Origin of the sequence: Caballeronia sordidicola (assembly GCF_000729995.1) — a bacterium.
Lineage (GTDB): Bacteria > Pseudomonadota > Gammaproteobacteria > Burkholderiales > Burkholderiaceae > Caballeronia > Caballeronia sordidicola_A.
This window is the reverse complement of sequence record NZ_JNFG01000022.1, coordinates 60470-81170: the sequence shown is the minus strand read 5'-3', so window position 1 is coordinate 81170 and position 20701 is coordinate 60470. Positions and strand designations below refer to the sequence as shown.

The 20701-nt window shown below is 60.4% G+C and carries 20 protein-coding genes and 1 pseudogene; 11 read left to right on the top strand and 10 right to left on the bottom strand.

Going from position 1 to position 20701, the window contains the following annotated elements:
- The first annotated feature begins 494 nt into the window (after positions 1-494).
- The 3 genes from FH08_RS0122320 to FH08_RS0122310 all read left to right on the top strand — a co-directional run bounded on the left by FH08_RS0122320 (position 495) and on the right by FH08_RS0122310 (position 4240).
- Positions 495-1946 carry a DUF2957 domain-containing protein gene (locus FH08_RS0122320; RefSeq protein ID WP_031360488.1) on the top strand — a complete coding sequence of 484 codons (1452 nt, stop codon included), beginning with the start codon at positions 495-497 and terminating at the stop codon, positions 1944-1946.
- A 107-nt stretch (positions 1947-2053) separates the two neighbouring features.
- On the top strand, positions 2054-3301 hold the full coding sequence (locus FH08_RS0122315; RefSeq protein WP_031360487.1) for a DUF2957 domain-containing protein: 1248 nt from the start codon (positions 2054-2056) through the stop codon (positions 3299-3301).
- A gap of 102 nt (positions 3302-3403) precedes the next feature.
- Positions 3404-4240 (top strand): OmpW/AlkL family protein, encoded by an 837-nt coding sequence (locus FH08_RS0122310; protein WP_031360486.1) that lies wholly within the window; start codon positions 3404-3406, stop codon positions 4238-4240.
- A 166-nt stretch (positions 4241-4406) separates the two neighbouring features.
- On the opposite strand, the gene FH08_RS0122305 is transcribed toward FH08_RS0122310, so the two are convergent.
- From FH08_RS0122305 to FH08_RS0122295, 3 genes and pseudogenes are all read right to left on the bottom strand, one after another.
- Positions 4407-4772, bottom strand: coding sequence for a response regulator (locus tag FH08_RS0122305; protein ID WP_031360485.1), 366 nt, complete (start codon positions 4770-4772; stop codon positions 4407-4409).
- A 10-nt stretch (positions 4773-4782) separates the two neighbouring features.
- On the bottom strand, positions 4783-5211 hold the full coding sequence (locus FH08_RS0122300; protein WP_152602893.1) for a hypothetical protein: 429 nt from the start codon (positions 5209-5211) through the stop codon (positions 4783-4785).
- Between the two features lie 369 nt (positions 5212-5580).
- Positions 5581-6465: pseudogene (locus FH08_RS0122295) on the bottom strand (NAD(P)-dependent oxidoreductase); the annotation flags it as partial.
- A gap of 148 nt (positions 6466-6613) precedes the next feature.
- On the opposite strand from FH08_RS0122295, the gene FH08_RS0122290 reads away from it, so the two are divergent.
- Together FH08_RS0122290 and FH08_RS0122285 are read left to right on the top strand one after the other, a co-directional pair.
- Positions 6614-7393 (top strand): Mut7-C RNAse domain-containing protein, encoded by a 780-nt coding sequence (locus FH08_RS0122290; RefSeq protein ID WP_031360482.1) that lies wholly within the window; start codon positions 6614-6616, stop codon positions 7391-7393.
- 115 nt (positions 7394-7508) lie between these two features.
- Positions 7509-7793 (top strand): hypothetical protein, encoded by a 285-nt coding sequence (locus FH08_RS0122285; protein ID WP_031360481.1) that lies wholly within the window; start codon positions 7509-7511, stop codon positions 7791-7793.
- A gap of 262 nt (positions 7794-8055) precedes the next feature.
- Here the strand turns inward: FH08_RS0122285 and FH08_RS0122280 are convergent, their stop codons facing one another.
- From FH08_RS0122280 to FH08_RS0122265, 4 genes are all read right to left on the bottom strand, one after another.
- Positions 8056-8367: a cupin domain-containing protein gene (locus FH08_RS0122280; protein ID WP_031360480.1), complete on the bottom strand. Its 312-nt coding sequence runs from the start codon at positions 8365-8367 to the stop codon at positions 8056-8058.
- A gap of 191 nt (positions 8368-8558) precedes the next feature.
- Positions 8559-8870: a high-potential iron-sulfur protein gene (locus tag FH08_RS0122275; RefSeq protein ID WP_031360479.1), complete on the bottom strand. Its 312-nt coding sequence runs from the start codon at positions 8868-8870 to the stop codon at positions 8559-8561.
- 177 nt (positions 8871-9047) lie between these two features.
- A complete protein-coding gene (locus tag FH08_RS0122270; RefSeq protein ID WP_031360478.1) occupies positions 9048-10148 on the bottom strand; it encodes an NAD(P)/FAD-dependent oxidoreductase in 1101 nt (366 codons plus the stop codon).
- Between the two features lie 200 nt (positions 10149-10348).
- Complete coding sequence (locus FH08_RS0122265) at positions 10349-11326, bottom strand: AAA family ATPase (protein ID WP_031360477.1); 978 nt, start codon at positions 11324-11326, stop codon at positions 10349-10351.
- A gap of 373 nt (positions 11327-11699) precedes the next feature.
- Between FH08_RS0122265 and FH08_RS0122255 the strand changes: the two genes are divergently transcribed.
- Together FH08_RS0122255 and FH08_RS0122250 are read left to right on the top strand one after the other, a co-directional pair.
- Complete coding sequence (locus FH08_RS0122255; RefSeq protein WP_031360475.1) at positions 11700-12203, top strand: hypothetical protein; 504 nt, start codon at positions 11700-11702, stop codon at positions 12201-12203.
- Between the two features lie 78 nt (positions 12204-12281).
- The gene (locus FH08_RS0122250) at positions 12282-13088 is read left to right on the top strand and encodes an endonuclease/exonuclease/phosphatase family protein (RefSeq protein WP_031360474.1); all 807 of its coding nucleotides are present in this window, start codon (positions 12282-12284) and stop codon (positions 13086-13088) included.
- An 11-nt stretch (positions 13089-13099) separates the two neighbouring features.
- Here the strand turns inward: FH08_RS0122250 and FH08_RS0122245 are convergent, their stop codons facing one another.
- The 3 genes from FH08_RS0122245 to FH08_RS0122235 all read right to left on the bottom strand — a co-directional run bounded on the left by FH08_RS0122245 (position 13100) and on the right by FH08_RS0122235 (position 15469).
- A complete protein-coding gene (locus FH08_RS0122245) occupies positions 13100-13513 on the bottom strand; it encodes a response regulator (protein WP_051888441.1) in 414 nt (137 codons plus the stop codon).
- Between the two features lie 115 nt (positions 13514-13628).
- Positions 13629-14576 (bottom strand): aldose 1-epimerase, encoded by a 948-nt coding sequence (locus tag FH08_RS0122240; RefSeq protein ID WP_031360472.1) that lies wholly within the window; start codon positions 14574-14576, stop codon positions 13629-13631.
- Positions 14577-14668: 92 nt separating this feature from the next.
- Complete coding sequence (locus FH08_RS0122235) at positions 14669-15469, bottom strand: phytanoyl-CoA dioxygenase family protein (protein WP_031360471.1); 801 nt, start codon at positions 15467-15469, stop codon at positions 14669-14671.
- Between the two features lie 318 nt (positions 15470-15787).
- Here FH08_RS0122235 and FH08_RS0122230 point away from each other — a divergent pair, with 318 nt between their 5' ends.
- The 4 genes from FH08_RS0122230 to FH08_RS0122215 all read left to right on the top strand — a co-directional run bounded on the left by FH08_RS0122230 (position 15788) and on the right by FH08_RS0122215 (position 20696).
- Positions 15788-16846 carry a LacI family DNA-binding transcriptional regulator gene (locus FH08_RS0122230; protein WP_031360470.1) on the top strand — a complete coding sequence of 353 codons (1059 nt, stop codon included), beginning with the start codon at positions 15788-15790 and terminating at the stop codon, positions 16844-16846.
- Between the two features lie 124 nt (positions 16847-16970).
- Entirely contained in the window at positions 16971-17984 is a 1014-nt protein-coding gene (locus FH08_RS0122225; RefSeq protein ID WP_031360469.1) for an ABC transporter substrate-binding protein, read from the top strand.
- A 154-nt stretch (positions 17985-18138) separates the two neighbouring features.
- The gene (locus tag FH08_RS0122220) at positions 18139-19713 is read left to right on the top strand and encodes a sugar ABC transporter ATP-binding protein (protein WP_031360468.1); all 1575 of its coding nucleotides are present in this window, start codon (positions 18139-18141) and stop codon (positions 19711-19713) included.
- The gene (locus FH08_RS0122215) at positions 19710-20696 is read left to right on the top strand and encodes an ABC transporter permease (RefSeq protein ID WP_031360467.1); all 987 of its coding nucleotides are present in this window, start codon (positions 19710-19712) and stop codon (positions 20694-20696) included. The genes FH08_RS0122220 and FH08_RS0122215 overlap by 4 nt, the downstream gene beginning before the upstream one ends.
- Positions 20697-20701 lie beyond the last annotated feature (5 nt).

The window sequence follows — 20701 nt, the reverse complement described above, 5'->3', positions numbered from 1 at the left end:
AACTATCGACGCCAGAAAAAGTTGAGCGCGCCAGGCGCTCAACTTACTAAAAACCGGTTTCCGCCATTGGGTGAAACCGGTTTTTTTACGCCTGCATTATTTTCCGCCGCAGTTTCACATCGTTATTTCTATTCACACGATCACCGCCCCGCGCCCAGTTTTCAAATCTCCACCTCGCAAACTCCACGCGGGTCAAATAGAACTTCTCCCACGCTTTCATAGGGATTCTCCCAATTTATTTACGAACGTTCGTTCGTCGATGATTACGCGTTTTCGCACTTAAACGTTCTTCTTTTTGCCTCGCATTGAAATAGATTTTCTCCAATTAACCTTACGGAAAAACTTTTGTTTCAATGCGCCGTTCGAGCCTTATCAGTCAAGGCGCAAACGGAAGCCCTCCGTTTGAATCGTCGATTTAGACGTTTCAGTCGGTTGACACACGAAAAGTCGACAGCGAAATTACACGCGCAAAACTAGATCAGGGAGACAGCGGTATGCCGTATGCCATTTCGAAAGGACTCGCGCTCGCACTTGCGACCGCGCCGTTGTTTGTTGCTTGCGGCGGCGGCAACGCCGACAACCCGGGTCCGATCAACACGCCGCAATGTTCCGGCGCGAGTTGTGGCACGCAGGGCGCACCGGCTGTCGGTGCGGGTGCGGCACCGCTGTGTCCGGCGAATGCGGACATTGTGTCGAGTACGTATCTGGGCGGTGCGGGCAGCGGTGAGATCGTGAGCCTGAACATCGACGCCGTGAACATGAAATACACGCTGAAGTGGCTCGAATCGCCCATTCCGCTCGTCACCGGTACCGTCAATCCGACCCGCAAGGGCACGACGATTGCCGGCGCCGTGGTCCACCCGCCGGCAGGCACGCTTCCCACGGCGGAGCAAACGCGATGCGCGTTCGTGCTGACGCCGGGCGGCGGCCAGGCATCGGATGGTTCGGTCTACACAACGGCCGCCGCGTTCAACCAGGCGAACCCGCCGACCATCTTTATCGGCCAGGGAGTGGCGGGCGGCGGCATTCCGGGAGCGACCGTGCAATACAACGGCGCGACGCTAACCGCTGACGGGGTCCATGCGATCCCCGGTTTCCCGCAATTGTTCCCGGTGCCGAACCGTCACTTCGACTTCTATCCGTTCATCGGTTTTTCGACGGTGAGCACGAACGTCGCGGATCTGAAGGGCACGTATAACGCGCTGCTTTACCACCTGGTCCCATCGAATAACTACTCGACCACGACCACCCAGGCGCAAGAATCCTTCGATGCCGCCGGCAACTGCAGCGTGCCGGTACCGGCATCGAATACGTCTTGCCAGACAACCGGCGGCGCGTGGACAGCGAACGCCGGCGGCGCGTACTTCACCAGCGCAGTCGCCCCGCAAGTGCAGGGCAACCGTTCGACGCCTGTGCTGCCGCTCGTCGGCGCGCTCACGTTCCCGGCCGTGGCGAACGCGAACATGGTGATCGGCAAGATCAACGGCGCGATCGTGCCGATCGTCGTGCGTACCGGCCAGGTCTTCGTGCCTTCGCCGCTTACACCGCTGAACACATCCGCCGCACAAGTCGACGATGAATCCGGCATCGCCATGCTCGCTCCGAACACGGCACTCACGTCGGGCGCGTTCGATGGTGGTTATGTCGGCGCGGATTCGAACTTCAAGTACACGGCGACGTTGCTGCAAGGTCCGGTGGGCTCGTTCATCAATCCATCGACGCAGGCTTCCGAGACCGGTTTCGGCATGAGCTACGCGCAACAATTGCCCGGCTTGATCGGGGTGCAGGACCAGAACGGTGGCCAGGGTGCGCTGATCTCGGCGGGTGGCCTGTACGGGATCTTCATTGCCGGCAGCACGGTGAACGGCGGCCTGACATCCACGTCCGCTAACGCCGATACCCCCGCGAGTCCGTACTTCGGTATCGGCTCACTGCTCAGCAAATAAGCACTGCCGAGTACACAAAACGCACAGAAGCACTCAAGACCAGGGCAGCCGGCACGCGCCGGCTGCCAACGAAACACGAACGAACAAATGTGGACGGAGACAGCAGTATGAAATGGAGAACTTTTGCGTTGGGTGCGATGGGTGCGTCAATCGCTGGCGTCACGCCGTTCCTCGGCGGCTGCGGTGGCGGCAGCGATGCGCCTCAGGCGCCGGTCGTCCGGCTGTGCCCGGCGTCGCTTGACTACACGACCACGTTCACCGGTGGCGGCGGCAGCGGTGAACTCATCCAGCTGCAGCTCGACACGACCAAACTCACCTGGCAGGTGACCTACGTGGAATCTCCGATCCCTGCCGTCACCGGCACGGTCTCGCCCACCCGCGCCGGCACGTCGCAGAACGGCACGCTGACGATGGAAACCGGCTTGCCGACACAAAAGCTCAATCAGTGCGCGTACCAGTTGAACGGTGCGACGCTCGATCCGACGCGTCCCGCGCGCATCTTCGTCGGCGAAGGCGTGGCGGGCGGCACGATTCCGGGCAAGGAGCTGCAGTTCGGCGGGATTCTTGGCCAGGGCGTGGTGCCTGACCGGACCTTCCCGTACTACCCGTTCATCGGTTTCTCGACGCTGGAAACGAATCTCGCCAATGTAGCCGGGACGTATAACCAACTGGGCTATCACGAGATTCCGTCGCAAAACTACGCGCGTCTCTCTGTCGACTCGAAGATCACGATCAACGCCGATGGCACCTGGCAAGAGTGTGACAACACCGGCGTGAACGCCGGCAAGTGCCAGCAAGCTGGATCGAACTTCGCGCAATCGCCGGATGGCAGCGGCGCGTTCGTCACGAACAACTTCCTCGGGCAAGGCAACCCGACGCTGGCCGCCGGTCCGCTGGGCAAGGGCTACATGATCGTGGGCAAGCTGCGTGGCCAGAACGTGCCGATCCTCGTGCGTACCGGCACGGCGAACGCCACGATCACCTCGGGCATTCCGCCCTTCGCCGACGACGAATCCGGTATTTCGATGATGTCGCCGCAAACCAGCGTGGTATCGGGATCGGTGAATGGGGAATACGTCGGCGTGGATAACGCCTTCGACTACCGCACCACCGCGCTCAGCGGCACGCAAGCCACCTTGATCGATCCGTTCCAGCCGTCGCAGGTTGCGTTGTCCCGCGCGCTGAATCTCGACTACACCGAGACGATTCCGGGTCTGGTGACATCGACGGTCGTGGGTGCATCGACCGGCACGACGCCAACCGGCAAGTTCATCTTCTCCGGCGGCGTGTTCGGCTATCTCGACCAGAGCGACCCGACGACACCGTATTACACCATCGGCTCATTTGTGCAGTGACCGTCTAGCAGCCTATCAAAGACGGCTGCATGCGAACAACGCGCGGTTTTCCACGAAGACTCGCTGCGTTCGCATGACGGCCTGTAACCGAAGAGAGACGAAATGAAGAAGCTTTTGGCTGCGGGAAAACCGTTGGCGGTGGCGGTAGCTGCGTGTGCGTCGCTGTCAGCCCATGCGCAAAGTGCCGGCGATAACGTCGTGGGACTCGGCTGGTTTCACGTCATGCCGCAGGATTCGAGCGATGAGTTGACCACGCACGTGGCGCCTACGCCGATCAATACGCCGCTGCGCTTGCCGTCGCAATTCACGTCGGCGGGGACGAGTTTATCGACGAAGAGCGCCGATACGTTCGGCCTCGTCTTCACACACTTTTTCACCGATCACATTGCGACCACGTTCGTGGGTGGCGTGCCGCCCGAGTTCGAACTGGATGGTCACGGCACCATTCAACCGCCAGGGCCCGCAGGCGCGCTTGGCAACCAGAATCTCGATCAGACCAACCCGATCGTAAAGAGCGTGCGACAGTGGAGCCCGGCGCTGATTTTCCAGTATTACTTCAACTCGCCGACTTCTGCGTTCCGGCCGTTTGCGGGCCTTGGTGTGTCGTATAACTTCTTCACGAACATCAAGCTCACCAACGGTTTCGAGCAATCGACGCAGAACAATCTTGGGGCGGTGCTGGCGGCGGGTGCGGGCAAGCCTGGACCGACGTCGGTGGAGGCGAAAGCTTCATCGTCGTGGCAGCCGGTGTTCAATCTTGGCGCGACATATAACTTCGACAAGCACTGGGGTTTGATTGCCTCGCTAACCTACATTCCGCTGAAGACGACGTCGTCGTTGATCATCAAGGCGGCTGACGGGACCGAACTGGCAACGACGAAATCAAGGCTGAGCGCCAATCCGCTGATCACGTTCCTGGCGGTTTCGTACCGGTTCTAAGGACGTCGCGCGGCCAAAATCTGGATAAAAAAAAGCCCGCCTAAGATGGGCGGGCTGAATCCATATCAGTGGAGACATGGAGGAGACAACCCCACTGTACCAAAACCATTGGTGCAGCGCAACATCTCTTAGTCGATCCACGTCATTTTGTTGCGATGGCGCAACATCAAGGCTGAGTCATCGACAGAATAAAGCCCAGTTGATCGATAGAAACAGGTTTCACCAGATGAATATCGAAGCCCGCTTCCTGCGTCATAGCATGGTGCTGCGGCTGTCCCCAGCCCGTCAGCGCAACTAGCAGCATCGCCGGGCCCTCGGGCAAGGCCCGCAAAGCACGCGCGGCAGAAAGACCATCCATCGGCGACATGCCCAGATCCAGGATCACCACTTCCGGTGCGAATTGCCGCGCGACGTCGAGTGCCTGAGCGCCGCACGACGCCTGCGCCACTTGATGGCCCAGCCCTGTCAGCAAGTTCGCCAGGCAACTCAGGGCGTCGTCGTCGTCATCGGCTATGAGAACACGCTTGGTCACGACTGCCCCCTCATTTGCCCGACACCGCGAGCGTCAACTTTCCAGCACCAGCAGTCGTTGCAGTGATCTGCGTGCGCTGCCCCTGCGCCCCAATATAAAAATGCTGCCGACCCGGCGAGTTTTGATCATGTGTGGCGTCCGGCAAGCACGCGGCAATGTCCGCCGCCACGCCCTGCAAAGCGTCAGCCGCCGATCCGGCGTCCGCCCCCTTCGTCCAAGTACAGCTATAAGTGCCGGTTTTCACCGCGCACTGCGCGTCGCGGCCATAAGGCTGCGCGACAGCTTTGCCATCGTTGGGTCGCAAGGAAGTGAAGCCATCAGGTGCTGCCGCCACAATGCGCTTGAGTGCATCGCAGGGATTGGGGGTGTCGTCGGCGAGAGCGACCGCGGGCATACTCAGGCAAGCCCATGCAAGGCCCGCCGATGCCGACACGAACATGAGACCCCGAAGAGTTCTTTTCATAGTGGGCGCTGTCCTGTCTCCGCTTCGTCTTTTTATAAGCTGGCCCGGAAACCGACCCGAAAACCAGCTTTCACATCGTTTCCGCACCAGCTTCCAAGCCGGTTTCGTCGCCGACGAGACCTTTTGAAAAGCCTGCACCGGCGGCGTGTGTTCGTATGTGCGCCACCGAATGCTATCCAGAATGCTGTCATATTCGAAACAATCCCGAACCTGAGGCTAACGGCGCGACAAGTATAGGGAACGTTCCCCTACATTGCCGCTATTTTTCGTCGATACAACGCCGTCGCATCCGGGCTTCAGTTCGGGCTTTACTTTTATTACCGAGCAAAAATCAAACCGTATCGATCACACCTTTTTCCCCGCGCGCCGTGCTGCAACCTTTCCGAGCACAGCCAGGTCCTTGTCGCCATCGCCCTGGGCAAGAACATCGATAAGGTTGTCGCGCACCAGGCTTGCCACGGGCAACGCCACGTTCACCGCTTCACCGGCAGCGATCGCAAGCCGCACGTCTTTCAACCCCAGCCGGGCCTTGAATAACGCCGGCTCATAGCGGTTGTCGGCGATCATCCGGCCATAGCCCTGATACACCGGACCCGGAAACAGCGTGTTCGTGATCACGTCGAGGAATGCGTGCGGATCGATGCCATGCCCCGTCATCAGCGACGCCGCCTCAGCAGTCGTTTCGATCGCCGATGCCAGCATGAAGTTCGCAGCCAGCTTGAAAACATTCGCGTGCTGCGGTGCAGTACCGACGCGCCAGGTCTTCTGGCCGATGACATCGAAGATCGGTTGCACGCGGGCAATGGCGTCATCCGCGCCCGCCGCCACGATATTCAGCTTGCCCGCCGCCGCCACGTCGGGCCGCCCGAGCACGGGCGCCGCGACGTACGCCACGCCGTGCCGCTCGTGCAGGCTCGTTAACTCCTCGCAGAACGCGGCTGAGATCGTGGCCATGTTCACGTGTACCAAACCCTTCGGTGCACGTTCGAGCAAGCCGCTGTCGAGCAGTACTGCGCGTAGCGCGGAGTCATCGGCGAGCATGGAGAACACCGCGTCGCCCGCGAACGCTTCATCCGCCGATGCAACCACGCGCGCGCCTTGTTCGGCGAGTGCTTTTGCGGCATCGGGCGAACGGTTCCAGACGCGTACCGTGTGGCCTGCCTTCAATGCATTGAGCGCCATCGCGCCGCCCATACTGCCGAGTCCAATAAATCCGATGTCCATACTTTTCTCCTGTCGACCAGAGTTCCCGCTTTAGCGGATTACTCTGGTCCCATGCAACTTTCGTTGCGGTTGACGAATGCAAGTGACCCCGCGACGAGCCCCGCTTTCATACGCTCCAAAGCAGGCGCATCGAAGCGATGCGATACTCAAATCCATGACGACTGCCACGTTCCGTTTTCATCGGGAGTTGAATGAGTTCCTGGCGCGGCCGCAGCGCGAACAGGCGTTTGCGTGCGTGTGTCCGGTGGCGTCGACGACCAAGCATATGATCGAAGCACTCGGCGTGCCGCACACGGAAGTGGCGCTGATTCTACGCAACGGCTTGCCCGACGGCTTCGATACCCTCATGGAAGACGCAGATTTTATCGATGTCTACCCGCCCGGCGTGATGCCCCGCGCGCTTGAAATCGCGCATCCCTTGCGTGCCCCATTGCGGCTGGAGACGCTGCGTTTTATCGCCGATGCGCATCTTGGCGGCCTGGCTCAACTGCTTCGGCTAGCCGGTTTCGATACTCGCTACGACAACCATTTTCCCGACGATGAAATCGAGCAGCTTGCGCTCGCTGAACATCGCGTGGTGCTCACGCGCGATCGTGAATTACTGAAGCGCCGCTCGCTGGTTCACGGCTGCTACGTGCGCACGCTCCAACCCGATGCGCAATGGCGCGAAGTCGCCACGCGGCTCGGGCTCACGCAGCACGTCCGCCCGTTTCGCCTGTGTTTGATGTGCAACGCGCCGCTGCGTCGCGCGAGCGCGGACGAGGTGAGCGATCGCGTGCCGGAAGGTGTGCTTGAGCGGCACGCGCGGTTTGTGACGTGCGATGTATGCAGGCGGGTCTTTTGGGAAGGGTCGCACTGGAAAAGGATGCGGGCGCGCATCGAAGAATTGATGGACGGCGCGCCGGGTAGTCCGCCGGTTCCCGCGTCCGGTTAAAGGGCTCATTAATGGCTGAAACATGGCTCAAACACGGCTCGAAGCATGGCTCAAGCCCGGAGGTGCGTACAATACGCGCCTCGGCCTTGTGCCTCTATAGCTTTTGGAGCTTCGCGTGAAAAAATTCGATCTGGAAAAAAACAAGGCGCTCAAGCTTGCCAACGGCCTGAAGCAAAACAGCGCGTCGAGCTTCGGCCCACAAACCGCGCAGCCGAAACTCGACAAGCGCGAACAGCGCCGGCTCGATCAGGAAAAAGGACTCGTGCCGTTCGCCTGCAAGCTGGACAGCGATCTCGTCAAGCAATTGCAGGAACATGCCGCGAAGCACGAAGGCGGAATGTCGGAAGCGTTGGCGGAGTTGTTGGTCAAGGCTGGACTCGAACGCAAGGCAGCGGTTTAAGTCAGTGCGATGCGTCTGGCCGCATGAACACGGTTGGGCTCAAGGCGGCGGCATAACGGCGGATTGACTTGACGCCAAAGCGCAGCGCAGCGCAGATATATCGTCTGCTGAATAGAAAGCCGTTCCGGCGCATCGTGGAACGGTTTTTTTTCAACCACCGTCAGTCGAAGCCGCGCTCGGCAACCTGAAAACCAGTGCGAGTCCTGCGTGCCAAGCACGCTCCCTAGCCGGGAAGTCCCCGCATTCCGCGCACGAACTTATTTCAAACGCTCCCTTCTTTCTCGATCACCAGGATTCGCGCAATACCTACCGGCTCGGCGACATGTTCATCGCCGGGTTGCGCGTGAAAGATATCGCCGGCATCGAGTAGTACTTCTTCCTCTACGCCCTCCCGCCGCACGCGCATTCGCACCTGGCCTTGCATGACCGCGAAGACTTCCTCGCCGTCGTTCACGTGCCATTTATAGGGCGCATCGGTCCAGTGCAGGCGGCATGACACGCCGTTCATCGTGGTGATATCGAGTGCGCCCCACGCGCGCTCGGCCGTAAATTCGCGGCTTTTAACAACTTTCATTGGTCATCCGGCAAGAGATAAAGCTATCTGGCAAGGCCCGCGCTTCGTCGAGATCGATGTGGCGAGAGGAAAGAAAGTGTAAAGAGCGCTGAGATCGTTTTCAAGCGGCGACACAAAAACGCGCCTGGCCAGTGAGTGGCGCGGCGCGTTTCGATAATCACCAGCTACGTTGCCTGTCCGTTCCGGGCGGCTCAGGCTTTCTTGTTATAAGCGTTGCACCAGCCTTTTGCTGCGACCTGCTTGCCTGCGAACATCGGGCAGGCAGCGAAAGCGTCGGCGGGTTTGCCTTGAAAGAATGAACAATTGCCGCAATCCTGGCCGGCGGCGTAACGCGGGAATTTGGCTTTATCGACGGTGGCGGCGTCGAGCTTGTAACCGAGGCTTTGCGCCATCGGATCTGATTCGACCAGCTTGACCGGGTCGGCGAACGCGGTACGCGATACCGCCAGCGCCGATGCCACGCCAATGCTCGAAATCAGAAACGTGCGTCGTGAGGACTTCATGAGGATGTGCTCCGTTGTATTGGGGGTGTGCGCCGTTCTTATCGACGACGATCTCCAAAGCATATCAACCCGAAGCACGACAATCTAAGTCAAATCTTATAGATAACCGATGGCGAAATGTCACAGCGAGTTTGCCCCCGAGTCAGCTCAAGTCACCTCACTTCAGGTCGCCCCGCCTCAGCCCGCCATTTTCGCGACCTTCTCGGCAATCGCCAGCGACGCCGTCAACCCGGGCGACTCAATCCCGAACAGGTTCACCAACCCCGCAATGCCGTGCGCCGCCCGCCCCTGAATCATGAAGTCCGCCGCCGGCTGCCCCGGACCGGAAAGTTTCGGCCGAATCCCGGCATAAGCGGGTTGCAGCGCATCGTCGGGAAGATTCGGCCAATACGCGCGAATGGCCGCGTAAAAGCTGGCGGCGCGCTGCGGATCGACGGTGTAATCGATCTTCTGGATCCATTCCACGTCCGGACCGAACTTGGCCTGGCCCCCCATATCGATAGTGAGATGCACGCCGAGTCCGGCTTCATTCGGCATCGGATAAATCAGGCGGTCGAATGGCGTCCGGCCGCTCACGGTGAAGTAATTGCCCTTCGCGAAATACAGCGGCGGCACATGGCGCGGGTCGAGCCCGCGAATGTTGCGCGCGATCTGGTTCGCCCACAGCCCCGCGCTATTGATCACGCAACCGGCCTGGAAGGCCATTGGCGCCTCGCCCCCTGTTTCCACGATAAAGCCGCCATCGCGCGCATCGATATCTGTCACCGGCGTATGAAACGCCACCGTCGCGCCGTCGCGTTCCGCGTCGCCTTGCAACGCGAGCATGAACTGATGGCTATCGATAATCCCGGTCTGCGGCGATAACACCGCCTCCACGCACTGAAGCTGCGGCTCCATCTCCATGGCTTCGGCGCCGCTTACGCGCACCAGGCCCGTAACGCCGTTTTCGACGGCCTTGTGCTGGATCGCCGTCAATTGCGGCAACTGGTTGCGCGCCGTGGCAACGAGCAATTTGCCGCAGCGGCTGTATGGGACCCCGTGGGCGTCGCAATATTCGTAGAGCATCGCCCGGCCACGTACGCACAGATCGGCCTTCAGCGAGCCGCGCGGGTAATACAACCCCGCGTGGATAACCTCGCTATTGCGCGAACTCGTGCCGGTGCCGACCGCTTCGCCCGCCTCGAGCACGATCACCTCACGGCCACGCGCGGCCATCGCTCGCGCGACGGCGAGTCCAACCACGCCGGCGCCAATCACCACACATTCGATTCTGTCCATCTCAGTATTCTAGGCCAGCCAGCGCAACCGCTTCGCGCGCTTTATTGCGCTTTTTGTGCAATTCGCAATACCGACGCCCATTAGGCATCAATTTCCGAAATAATCCGGGCCAAATCAGGAAATATGGCCTTTTTGCCCGGAAAAAGTCAGTTTCAGGCCATATTTCGAGGGGTTTTTGCAGATTTCGCCAAAACGCTCAGTCAGAACCCGATCGATTTCTTTCGGCCACCATTGCCTAATTCGATGTCTCGAGCCTGCACTTCATGCCGGTTATCGATGCGAGCATTGCCAAAAGCGTTGAGCATGGCGCGCCGCATGGCTCGCGGTGAAGCCTGCGTCAACGCGTCGAGCGGTGCGTCGCCGAGTGTTTCCGGAAAGCGCGCGCCCCACGCGTGCGCGCTGCGGATCTCGTGATAAATCGACTGGGCGATACGGCGCGCGCCATCGCGATCCGGCGGCGCAATCTCATACACGTTCATCCGGTTCAGCAACGGCTCGGGAATCGTGTTTGCCTGATTTGCCGTCGCGATCCAGACCACATTGCCGGCGTTGATCGGTATTTCGGCGAATTCGTCGATGAAACTCTGCGCCGTATCGTGTTCCAGCAACGCGTATAACGCGCCGAGCGGGTCGTATTGCGCGTCGCCAGTGGCTTTGTCGATTTCATCGACCGTCATGACCGGATTGGCGTAGCTGCCGTTCACGAGCGCATCGAATACTTTGCCCGGCTTCGCGTTGCGCCATTGCGACGACGCCCCCGACAGAATCCAGCCCGCCGTCAGCGAACTCATGGCGAGGTAGTGGCTGGAGGTGCCGAGCAAACGCGCAAGCTGTTTCGCGAAATGCGTTTTGCCAATACCCGGATCGCCGAGCAGCAGCATGGGCATTAATTCGAGGCGGTCCTCGGTTTCAAGGCACAGCGCGATCTGCTTGCGGATGTCGTTGAGTGGCTCCTGGAAGTTGGGCAGATCTGCCACCAGATCGTCAATGGAAGGCATCCGGTTCGGCTTGACGCAAAAGCGCAGGTTGCCCGCTTTCAGCATCTTTTCGTAGGTGGCGCGCAGCGCTTCGCTGCCCCCTTCGCCCAGGTCGTTCAACGCGGTTTCGACCTCGTCCAGGTCGTAGACCTTGCTGAACGACGCCACGGCGAGTTCTTGTTTGACTACGGCGGTGGTCATCGTTTTCCCCGATTTTGTTGATCGATAAATTCAGTTTATCGGCCATAAAACTGCACGCAAGCGAGCAGTCCGGGGCGTCTGCTGCTAATCGTTAAAAATGCGATGGCTTCGGCAGGCGAGCCCAAGCGCTTGTATGATCGTCAGGCTGTGCTGCGGAAAAAACCGCGGCGAGCGGGTGCGGAAAGTGCGTCGCCAGATTGCGCGCAGCACCAGCGATTGCTGCGGTTTTTGCGTTCGCACGCGTAGCTTTTGGAAACATTTCGGATCTGAACGGCCACAGCGGATCCATGTCATAAGTCAGTCTCAGAAGCAAGCTACCCGGATCGAACGGGCCATGGCCCGGACGCAACAAAGGATCAGGAGAAAAGCACATATGTTGAAACACCACACGGCAGCGTTGCTGTTCTGCGCCGCGATCGCCGCACCTTTCAGCGCCCTTGCGCAAAGCACGCCGCCGCAACCGGTCAAATGGGAGTTGCAGGTTTTGCAGGACGGGCAGCAGATCGACAGCTTCACCGGCACGACAAGCGTCGGCCAGGGCCACACGGACACCCATCATCACGTGGTAAAAAACAACGTTGGATGCGCGGACAAACCCGCCGGCGACATCGACCTGCAACGTACCCTCACCATTTCCCCCATCCACGCGAACAGCGACGACATCACGTTGCAGATCGACGCGCAAGAAACCTTACAGGACAGCACCGCGCCCGTTACGGCGCAGGGTTGCAAGCTGCCGCCCCAACCGCGTCAGGTCAGCGCCACGCATCCCGGACTGGTATTGAAACCGGGCGAATGGTCGACGTGGCAGATCGTCGATAAAAATCCGTCGCTCACCTACAAGGTTCGTGCGACGCTGGCAACGGCTGCGCAGTAGCGCGCCGCGCGTCGATCACATCCGACGCCGCCGCGTCGATCAACTGACGGTCAACTACGCGGTCAACTCATTCATCGCATGCGAAACCCAGAACATTTCACCTCCGGCATTCCCTCCGTTCGCGACACGCCTGATTTCGTGGCCGTGAGCTGGAACCTGCACAAGGGGCGCTCACCGCTTGGCCTACAGGCGTGGAGCGCGATGCAGCGCTGGGTCCAGTCGACCAAAGCCGATGCCTATTTCCTTCAGGAAGCCATGGCGCGCCGGATGCCGCAGCCGGTGCTGGCAGCGAGCTTTGGCAATCCGCTCGATGCTCCGATTGATGACATCTGGCATTGCCAGGCAACGGAAATCGCAACATCGCTCGATTTGCAGATCGCGCTTGGGCAGAACGTGTTCAAACCATCGTGGCGGCATGGCAACGCGATTCTTTCGCCGCATCCGCTGGATCTGGGTGGGCGTTGGGATATCTCGGCGCATCGGTTCGAGCGGCGTGGCTTGCTGGTCGCGCGCGCCACGTTTGCCGGGCGTTCAGTCACGCTGCTGTGCGCGCATCTCGCGCTGACGCGGGCCGCACGGTTGCGGCAGATGAACTGGATCGCGTTATGGATTTCAAAGGAAGCGCCTGAAGGGCCGCTCGTTTTGGCGGGCGACTTCAACGACTGGCGTAATGATTCTGTCGGCGTCTTCGGCGAACTCGGGATGAGCGAAGTGGCGACCATGCTCGGCGAGTCCGGGCGGACTTATCCGGCGTTTTCACCGGCGCTCGCGCTCGACAAAATGTTTGTGCGCGGAATGAAGCCGGTCGAATGGATCACGCCGACGCAGGACACCGCATGGCTGTCCGATCATTTGCCGTATATGGCTAAGCTGCGGGTGGAATGAGGCGTCGTTTTTTACTTCACGCCGCCGGCAAATGACGCGGCGATCACGGTTTCTATCGCGGTAAATGAGACGGGCTTGACCAAATGATGGTCGAAGCCGGCATCGCGTGCTTTCTGCTTGTCGCTGTCCGCGCCGTAGCCCGTCAACGCAATCAGCAACGCGGATTTAGTCACCGCGCGCGTGCGCATCTCCCGCGCAACCTCAAATCCGTCCATGCCCGGCAAGCCGATATCCAGGATCACGACGTCCGGCGCGAAGTCATCGACCATGGCAAGCGCGCTCGGGCCATCGTGCATGACGCGAACTTCGTGCCCCAGCGTTTCGAGCAACATTGACATGGCTTCAGCTGCATCGACGCTGTCATCGACGAGCAAGACACGGCGCGGTTGGGTCGATTCGCCTGGCGGGCTGTCGATCATCGTCATGGTACTTTCCTGGATTTTTAAGAACGCTGAAGGTGCTCGCGTGCTCAGTGAATAAGGCACACGGATAATTTCAGGATGATACCGGGAAAGTGGATTCGACCCGTTTGGCGTTGGATCAGGCCGGCCCGTGCGGCATCCAGCCGAAGCGTGCTTGTGTCATTTCCCCCGGCATCAAAACCCCACCGCCGATGTCCTCACGCGGTGCGTCGAGGTTCAGGAAATCCACCGTGTTCGTGACAGGTTCCACGCACAGCTGGTCAGGATGCGCCGAGGGCGCGAACAGGACCATGTGATCGAAAGGCGCATCGGCGCGAAGCGTTACGCTGCGGTGTTCATCCGGCCAGTCGATGGTCGCCGACCTCGACCAGCCGGCGAAGTTGTTGTCCAGATCGTAGGCATCGGCGGGCAAACCTTCCGGCGACGACAACGCATCAACGCACGGATGCGCGCCAAGCCTCGTCGGCAGGAGATCCTTGGTCGAGTGCCACATTGCTCGGACGTTGGTGTGGATGCGCGTCGCCGGCGTGCGAGGGTAATAAGGATGATGACCGATGCCGAACGGCATAGGCTGATCGGCGAGATTGCGTATCGACATCGTGACGAACAAGCCTGAATCATCGAGTTCGAAACGCTGCGTCGCTTCGTATCGATACGGCCAGTGATGCGCCGCCTCGCCACCAGGTTCGTGGTTCAGATGCAATTCCACCACGTTCGACGACACCAAACCCACGCGCCATGGCCGCCGCCACGCGTGCCCATGCAGCGCGTGATCGAACGAGTTGCCATCGGCGGATAGATCGACTTCACGGCCGTCGAACGCAAACCGCGCATCGCGTAGCCGGTTACAGTAAGGCAGCAGCGGAAAGCTTGCCATGCCGAGCGGGTTGCACGCAGCGAGCGTGTCAGCCGACGCGGGGCGCAGCCAATGCAACGCGTCACCACCACCGTTGCCGCCATCCGGCAGATCGTAGAACGCCGCGATCGCCCCGCCGACGTGCGGCGCCAGCAATACTCGCCGGTCCTCAAAGCGCAGTTCGATCAGCGCAGCATCATTCAACGCGATGCGGAACGCGTCGTCAGCGGCCAGGGCGGACTGAGTGGGTAGAGTGGATTGAGCGGCGGCGCTTTCACCCGCGCTTGTCGGTAGATCGGTGTTCAATATGCAAACCGCTGATAACTTTCGTCGAAGGTCCGCGGCGTCTTGTCGACTTGCGGGCTATAACGCAACAGCCGTTTCGCGCGGGCGGGCAGCGCGGCGAACACATCGCGCGGCACTTGCACCTGCACTTCCGGCCGGAAATACCACGAACGGCTATACCCGATCACGACCATTGGGCGCGGGGTATCGGTGAAATTCGGTGTGCCTCGATGCAACCCGCGCACATCGCGGATCATCACATCGCCTAGCTGCATGGGAACGCGTTCCGAGGGAAAACGGCCATCCGCCAATCCGGCAAGCGCTTCCTCACGCGATATCCGATGCGTCCCGCGCGTCGTTTCGAGCGACCCGTTCTCGTCATTCACATCGACAAGCGGAAAATTCACCGCCAACTGGAATGACGGCGTTTCCGGCACACCGTCAAACAAAGGCGGTGTGTCGCGATGCCAGTCCTGAAAGTCGGAACCGCGCACGGGTGTATCGGTGGCGAGCTGGCACATCACAGGATCGGGACCGGCAATTCGCTCGACGATTCCCAGCACGTCGGCATCGCAGAAAATGGCCGGATCAGCGAACTCGCCCTCGAACGGCAACGTGACGTAATAGCGCCCCGGCCCGCGATTGCCGCTGGCGCCCTGCTCGCGCGCAGCCGCTTCATGCGGCTCGAAAAGCGGCGCGAAAGCCTCGCGCCACGCTTCAAGCGTCGCGCGCGGGAAGTGCCCGGGCAGCAGGACAAAACCGTCACGTTCGAAATCCTCCGCAAGCGCATCGCGAGCGCGCTCGTCGTAGCGTGCCATCTTCGTCTCCTTGTATTGCGTCGCGCGAACCCGGGGCGCGGTCGGCACGCGCGGCTTTCATTGATCCGACAGCTTCGCGCGCGCCCCGAGAATCGCATGATCACCATGAACTAGTCAATATTATTAGTAATAGACCTTAGACCCGTTTTATCACTGATGGACGTAATACAGGCAATGGTTTGTGAGCGTTGTCGGTAAAAAATATTAGTGGTACCGTCGAGAGCATCCCGCAGAACGTTCCAGCGCAACGCAACCACAACGCCGCCGCCTTTTTCGCGGCCTCAGACAATGAAAAAATCCACGCAACGCCGTCCGACGATGACCGACATCGCGAAACTGACCGGCGTTTCGCAATCCACCGTGTCGCTGGTGCTGAACAACGCGACCAGCGCGAAATTCTCCGACGCTACCCGCAACAAAGTGCTGAAAGCGGCGCAGGATCTCGGCTACCGGATGACGGCCCGCGAACCGCTGGACCCGACGATCGGGGCGAACGAGAAGAACCTGATTGTGTATCTCGCCGATGAAATTTCTACTAGTCCGCATCCCGTGGTGAACATAGACGGCGCACGCGATACGGCGTTTGCGAACGGGCGGATGCTGGCTGTTTACTCGACGCACGGCAACGCGGAGATCGAACAGCAGGTACTCGACGCCACGCTAACAAACCCCAACGTGCTCGGCGTGATTTACGCGACGGTTTATACGCGCAAGGTGACCTTGCCTGCGGCGCTCTCGAAAGTCCCGACAGTCCTTCTGAACTGCTATACGAGCGATTCCGAGCTTTCGTCCGTGGTACCCGCGGAAGTTACCGGAGGCCATACCGCGACGGATTATCTGCTGAACGCGGGGCATCGAAGAATTGGCTATGTGAACGGCGAACCTTGGCAGGACGCGTCGCGCGACCGCCTGAAAGGCTATCGGATGGCGCTCTCAACAGCAGACCTGCCGTTCGCCGCTGAACTGGTGCGTGAAGGCGACTGGAGTTCGGGTTCTGGCTTCGAGCAAACGCTTTCACTGATGCGCCAACCCAACCCGCCAACGGCCATTTTCTGCGCGAACGACCTGATGGCGCTAGGTGCAATCGAAGCGCTGAAGCAGCTAGGACTACGCGTACCCGAAGACGTATCCGTTCTCGGCTACGACGATCAGGAAATCGCCCGGCACACGCATCCGGCTCTGTCCACCGTCGTGCTGCCCAACTATGAACTGGGCCGATGGGCCGTCGAGACACTCCTCCAGGAAGAACACAACCGCGCCGCCGGCGCTCCGGTGCGCCGGCGCACGGTAAAGCTCGACGGACCGCTGGTCGAACGTGCATCGGTAAGGGTAATTACCGTGGCGGAACAGCCCGTAATTAATAATATTAGCGATTGACCAATAATAAAGTACGGTGGAATAATCATCGCACCTCGACTTATTGAGACAGAGCTGAGAGAACGAAAAACCCTGCAGGACCGAAGTACTTAAAAAAGCAGGACCATCCATCCCGGAGGAAGACATGCTGTCGCTTGAAAACTTCAACAAACGCAAATTCCCGCTGCGCGTACTGGCCACGTCGGTGCTCGCCCTGTCCATGGCGGCGGGCTTCAGCGTCGCCCACGCCGACGACTCTCCGCTGCCCAAGCTCGCGAACAAGAAACCCTTGCGCGTCGGCTTCGCCCAGACCGAAAGCAACAACCCGTGGCGACTCGCCGAAACCAAGAGCTTCAAGGACGTCGCGGCGAAGTGCGGCTGGCAGATGGTGATGACCGACGCGAACAGCTCGGCATCGAAACAAGTCGCCGATATCCAGAGCATGATCGCGCAGCACGTCGACCTGATCGTGTTCCCGCCGCGTGAAGAAAAGCCGCTTGCGCCGATTGTGTTGCAGGCGAAGAAAGCGGGCATCCCGGTGATCCTGGTGGATCGGGACGTGGATCAATCGGTGGCGAAAGCGGGTCAGGACTACATCACGTTCATCGGCTCGGACTTCATCAACCAAGGGCAGCGCGCGGCCGACTGGCTGGTCAAGGCGACTGGCGGCAAGGGCAAGATCATCGAACTGGAAGGATCGACGGGCGCGTCCGCTGCGAACGATCGCAAGAAAGGGTTTGACGATGTGATCGCGAAGAATCCGGGCATGCAGATCATCGCGTCGCAAAGCGGCGACTTCGCGCGCGACAAGGGACGTCAGGTCATGGAAACGCTGCTCCAGGCGCATCCCGATGTAACCGCCGTCTACGCGCACAACGACGAAATGGCACTCGGCGCGATTGCCGCGATCAAGGCAGCAGGCAAGCAGCCGGGCAAGGACATCACCATTGTGACGATTGACGGGACGAAGGGCGGCATGGACGCCATCGCTGCTGGCGAACTCGGCGCGAGCGTGCAGTCGAGCCCGTTCTTCGGCCCGCTCGCATGCGATGTGGCGCAGAAGTTCGCGAAGGGCGAAACGGTCCCGCCGTGGGTGAAAGTCTCCGACCGCTTCTACGATAAGAGCAACGTTAAAGAGAGCATGCAGTACGGCTATTGAGCGGTCGCGTTCAGTGAACGCTGCATGAACGTACGACGCTTGAGCTATTGAGCAACGAAGGTGTTCGAAGCGGCGCGCCCCGTTTTTCGCGGGCCGTCGCTTCTTTTGTATCCGGCGGACTGAAACGAAACCAGCCGCCAGGGAGACGCACTAGATGAACACGCCGAATTCCGGATCACCCCTGCTCGAAATGCAGGATATCGACATCAGCTTTGGCGGTGTAGCCGCGTTGCGGCACGCGCGGCTGTCGGTGTCGGCGGGAGAGGTGCACGCGCTGATCGGGCAGAACGGCGCGGGTAAATCGACGCTCATCAAGATCCTGACGGGCGCGTACCGGCGCGCGGCCGGCACGATCCGCTTCGATGGCCGCGAAGCCGATTTCCGCAGCCCGAAAGAAGCGCGCGAAGCCGGTATCAGCACGATCTATCAGGAGATCAATCTCGTCCCGTTTCGCTCGATTGCCGAGAACATTTTTCTCGGCCGCGAGCCGCGCCGGTTCGGGTTGATCGACTGGAAGACGATTCATCGGCGCGCGCAGGAATTGCTCGATTCGTTCGGCTTGCAGATCGATGTCAGCAAACCCGTGCGCGAGTTTTCAACCGCGATTCAGCAGATGGTGGCGTTGGCGCGAGCGGTATCGTCGGACGCGAAGATGGTCATCATGGACGAGTCCACGTCCTCGCTCGATGAACGCGAAGTCGAGTTGCTGTTTAGCGTGGTGCGGCGTTTGAGGGACGACGGCCGCGCGGTGATTTTCGTGTCGCATCGGCTGGATGAGTTGTACGCGCTGTGCGATCGCGTCACGGTCATGCGCGACGGGCAGACCGTTGCGGAAAGCCCGATGGCCGCGCTCGACAAGCTGCAGCTTGTCACCACCATGCTTGGGCGCACGCTTGCGGCCGTGGTGCATGAGGACAGCGCGGTCAAGGAAGCGAACCTAGCCAAGCGCGGCGCGACGGCGATCAGCGCGACGAACCTCGGCGCGGGCGCGAAGGTATCGGACGTGTCGCTCGATGTCCACGCGGGCGAGGCCGTGGGTCTCGCAGGGTTGCTCGGCTCGGGTCGCACGGAAACCATGCGGCTGATGTTCGGCGCGGATTCGACCGAGCGGGGGTCGCTTTCCATCGATGGCAAGCAGGTCACACTCAAGTCGCCACAAGACGCCATTGCGCGCGGGATTGCGTATCTCACCGAGGACCGCAAGGCCGAAGGCATCGTGCCTGAGCTGTCCGTGCGCGACAACCTCACGCTCGTGTGCTTGCGGACGCTGACTAAACGCGGCGTAGTCGATGTCGCGAAGCAACGCGAGATCGTGGACCGGTTTATCGAATCGCTGGGGATCAAGCTGCGTTCACCCGATCAGCCGATTCGGGAGCTATCGGGCGGCAATCAGCAGAAGGTTTTGCTCGCGCGCTGGTTGGCGACGAATCCTAGTTTGCTGCTGCTCGACGAACCCACAAGGGGGATCGACGTCGGCGCTAAAGCGGATGTTGCCAAGATCATCCGCGAACTGCGCGACTCGGGGCTGGCGGTGTTGTTGTCGGCGTCCGAGCTGGAAGAACTCACTGCCGTGGCCGATCGCGCAGTCGTGATCCGCGATGGCAAGACCGTCGCCGAACTCGACGGTGCCCGCATGAGCGAAGCGTCGATCATGGATGCGATCGCGTATGGATCGGGAGAAGAATCCGCGCTGGCGGAAGCGGTCGATGCCAAAGAAGGTAAGTCATGAATCAGAAAACTCAACCGGCAACGGCCGCGCCGATCGTGCAAGCCGCGCAGAAGAAAAAACATCGGATAACGATTCAGCGCGAGATCGCCGTGCTGCTCGCGATGATCGTTTTCAACCTGCTTTTCACGCAGCACTTCTGGTCGCTGCAGACCTTCAACGTCAACCTGACGCAGGTAGTGACGATCGTGATCGTCGGCATCGGGATGACGCTGGTCGTGGCGACGGGAGGTATCGATTTATCGGTGGGCGCTTCAATGGCGATTGCCGGCTCGCTCGCGCCGATGATCTTCATGAACGTAGCCGGGCCGTTCGGCATTGCATTGGCCTTTGTCTTGCCCGTACTGGCCGCCTCCCTCTGCGGCGTGTTCAACGGCTTCCTCGTCACAAGGCTCTCTGTGCAACCGATTGTCGCGACGTTGGTGCTGTTCATCGCGGGGCGTGGCATTGCGCAGGTGTTCACCGACGGCAGCCTGCAAGCGTTCGATAACCCCGCGTTCCAGTGGATCGCGCTGGGCCGCGTAGCGGGCGTGCCCGCGCAAGTGTTCCTGATGCTTGCGCTCGTAGTGTTGTTCGCGTGGATCGTGCGCAAGACGTTGTTCGGGCAGTATCTGCTTGTCACCGGCGGCAACGAACAAGCTGCGTACTTGAGCGGCATTCCGACGGCACGCGTGAAGATGATTGCGTACACGTTGTGCGCGGCGCTGGCCGGGTTGGCGGGGTTGATATCGATATCCGTGAATTCCTCGTCGGACGCCAACGTGATCGGCCTGGGCTCAGAGCTCGATGCCATTGCCGCAGTCGCGGTGGGCGGCACGGCGTTGACGGGCGGCAGAGCCTACATAGTGGGCACGCTGATTGGCGCGCTGATCATCCAGTTGCTTCGATACACACTGCTCGCCCACGGCATTCCCGATGCAGCCGCGCTCGTGGTCAAAGCCGGCATCATCATTGGCGCGGTGTATGTACAGCGCCGCCATCGATAGGAAGA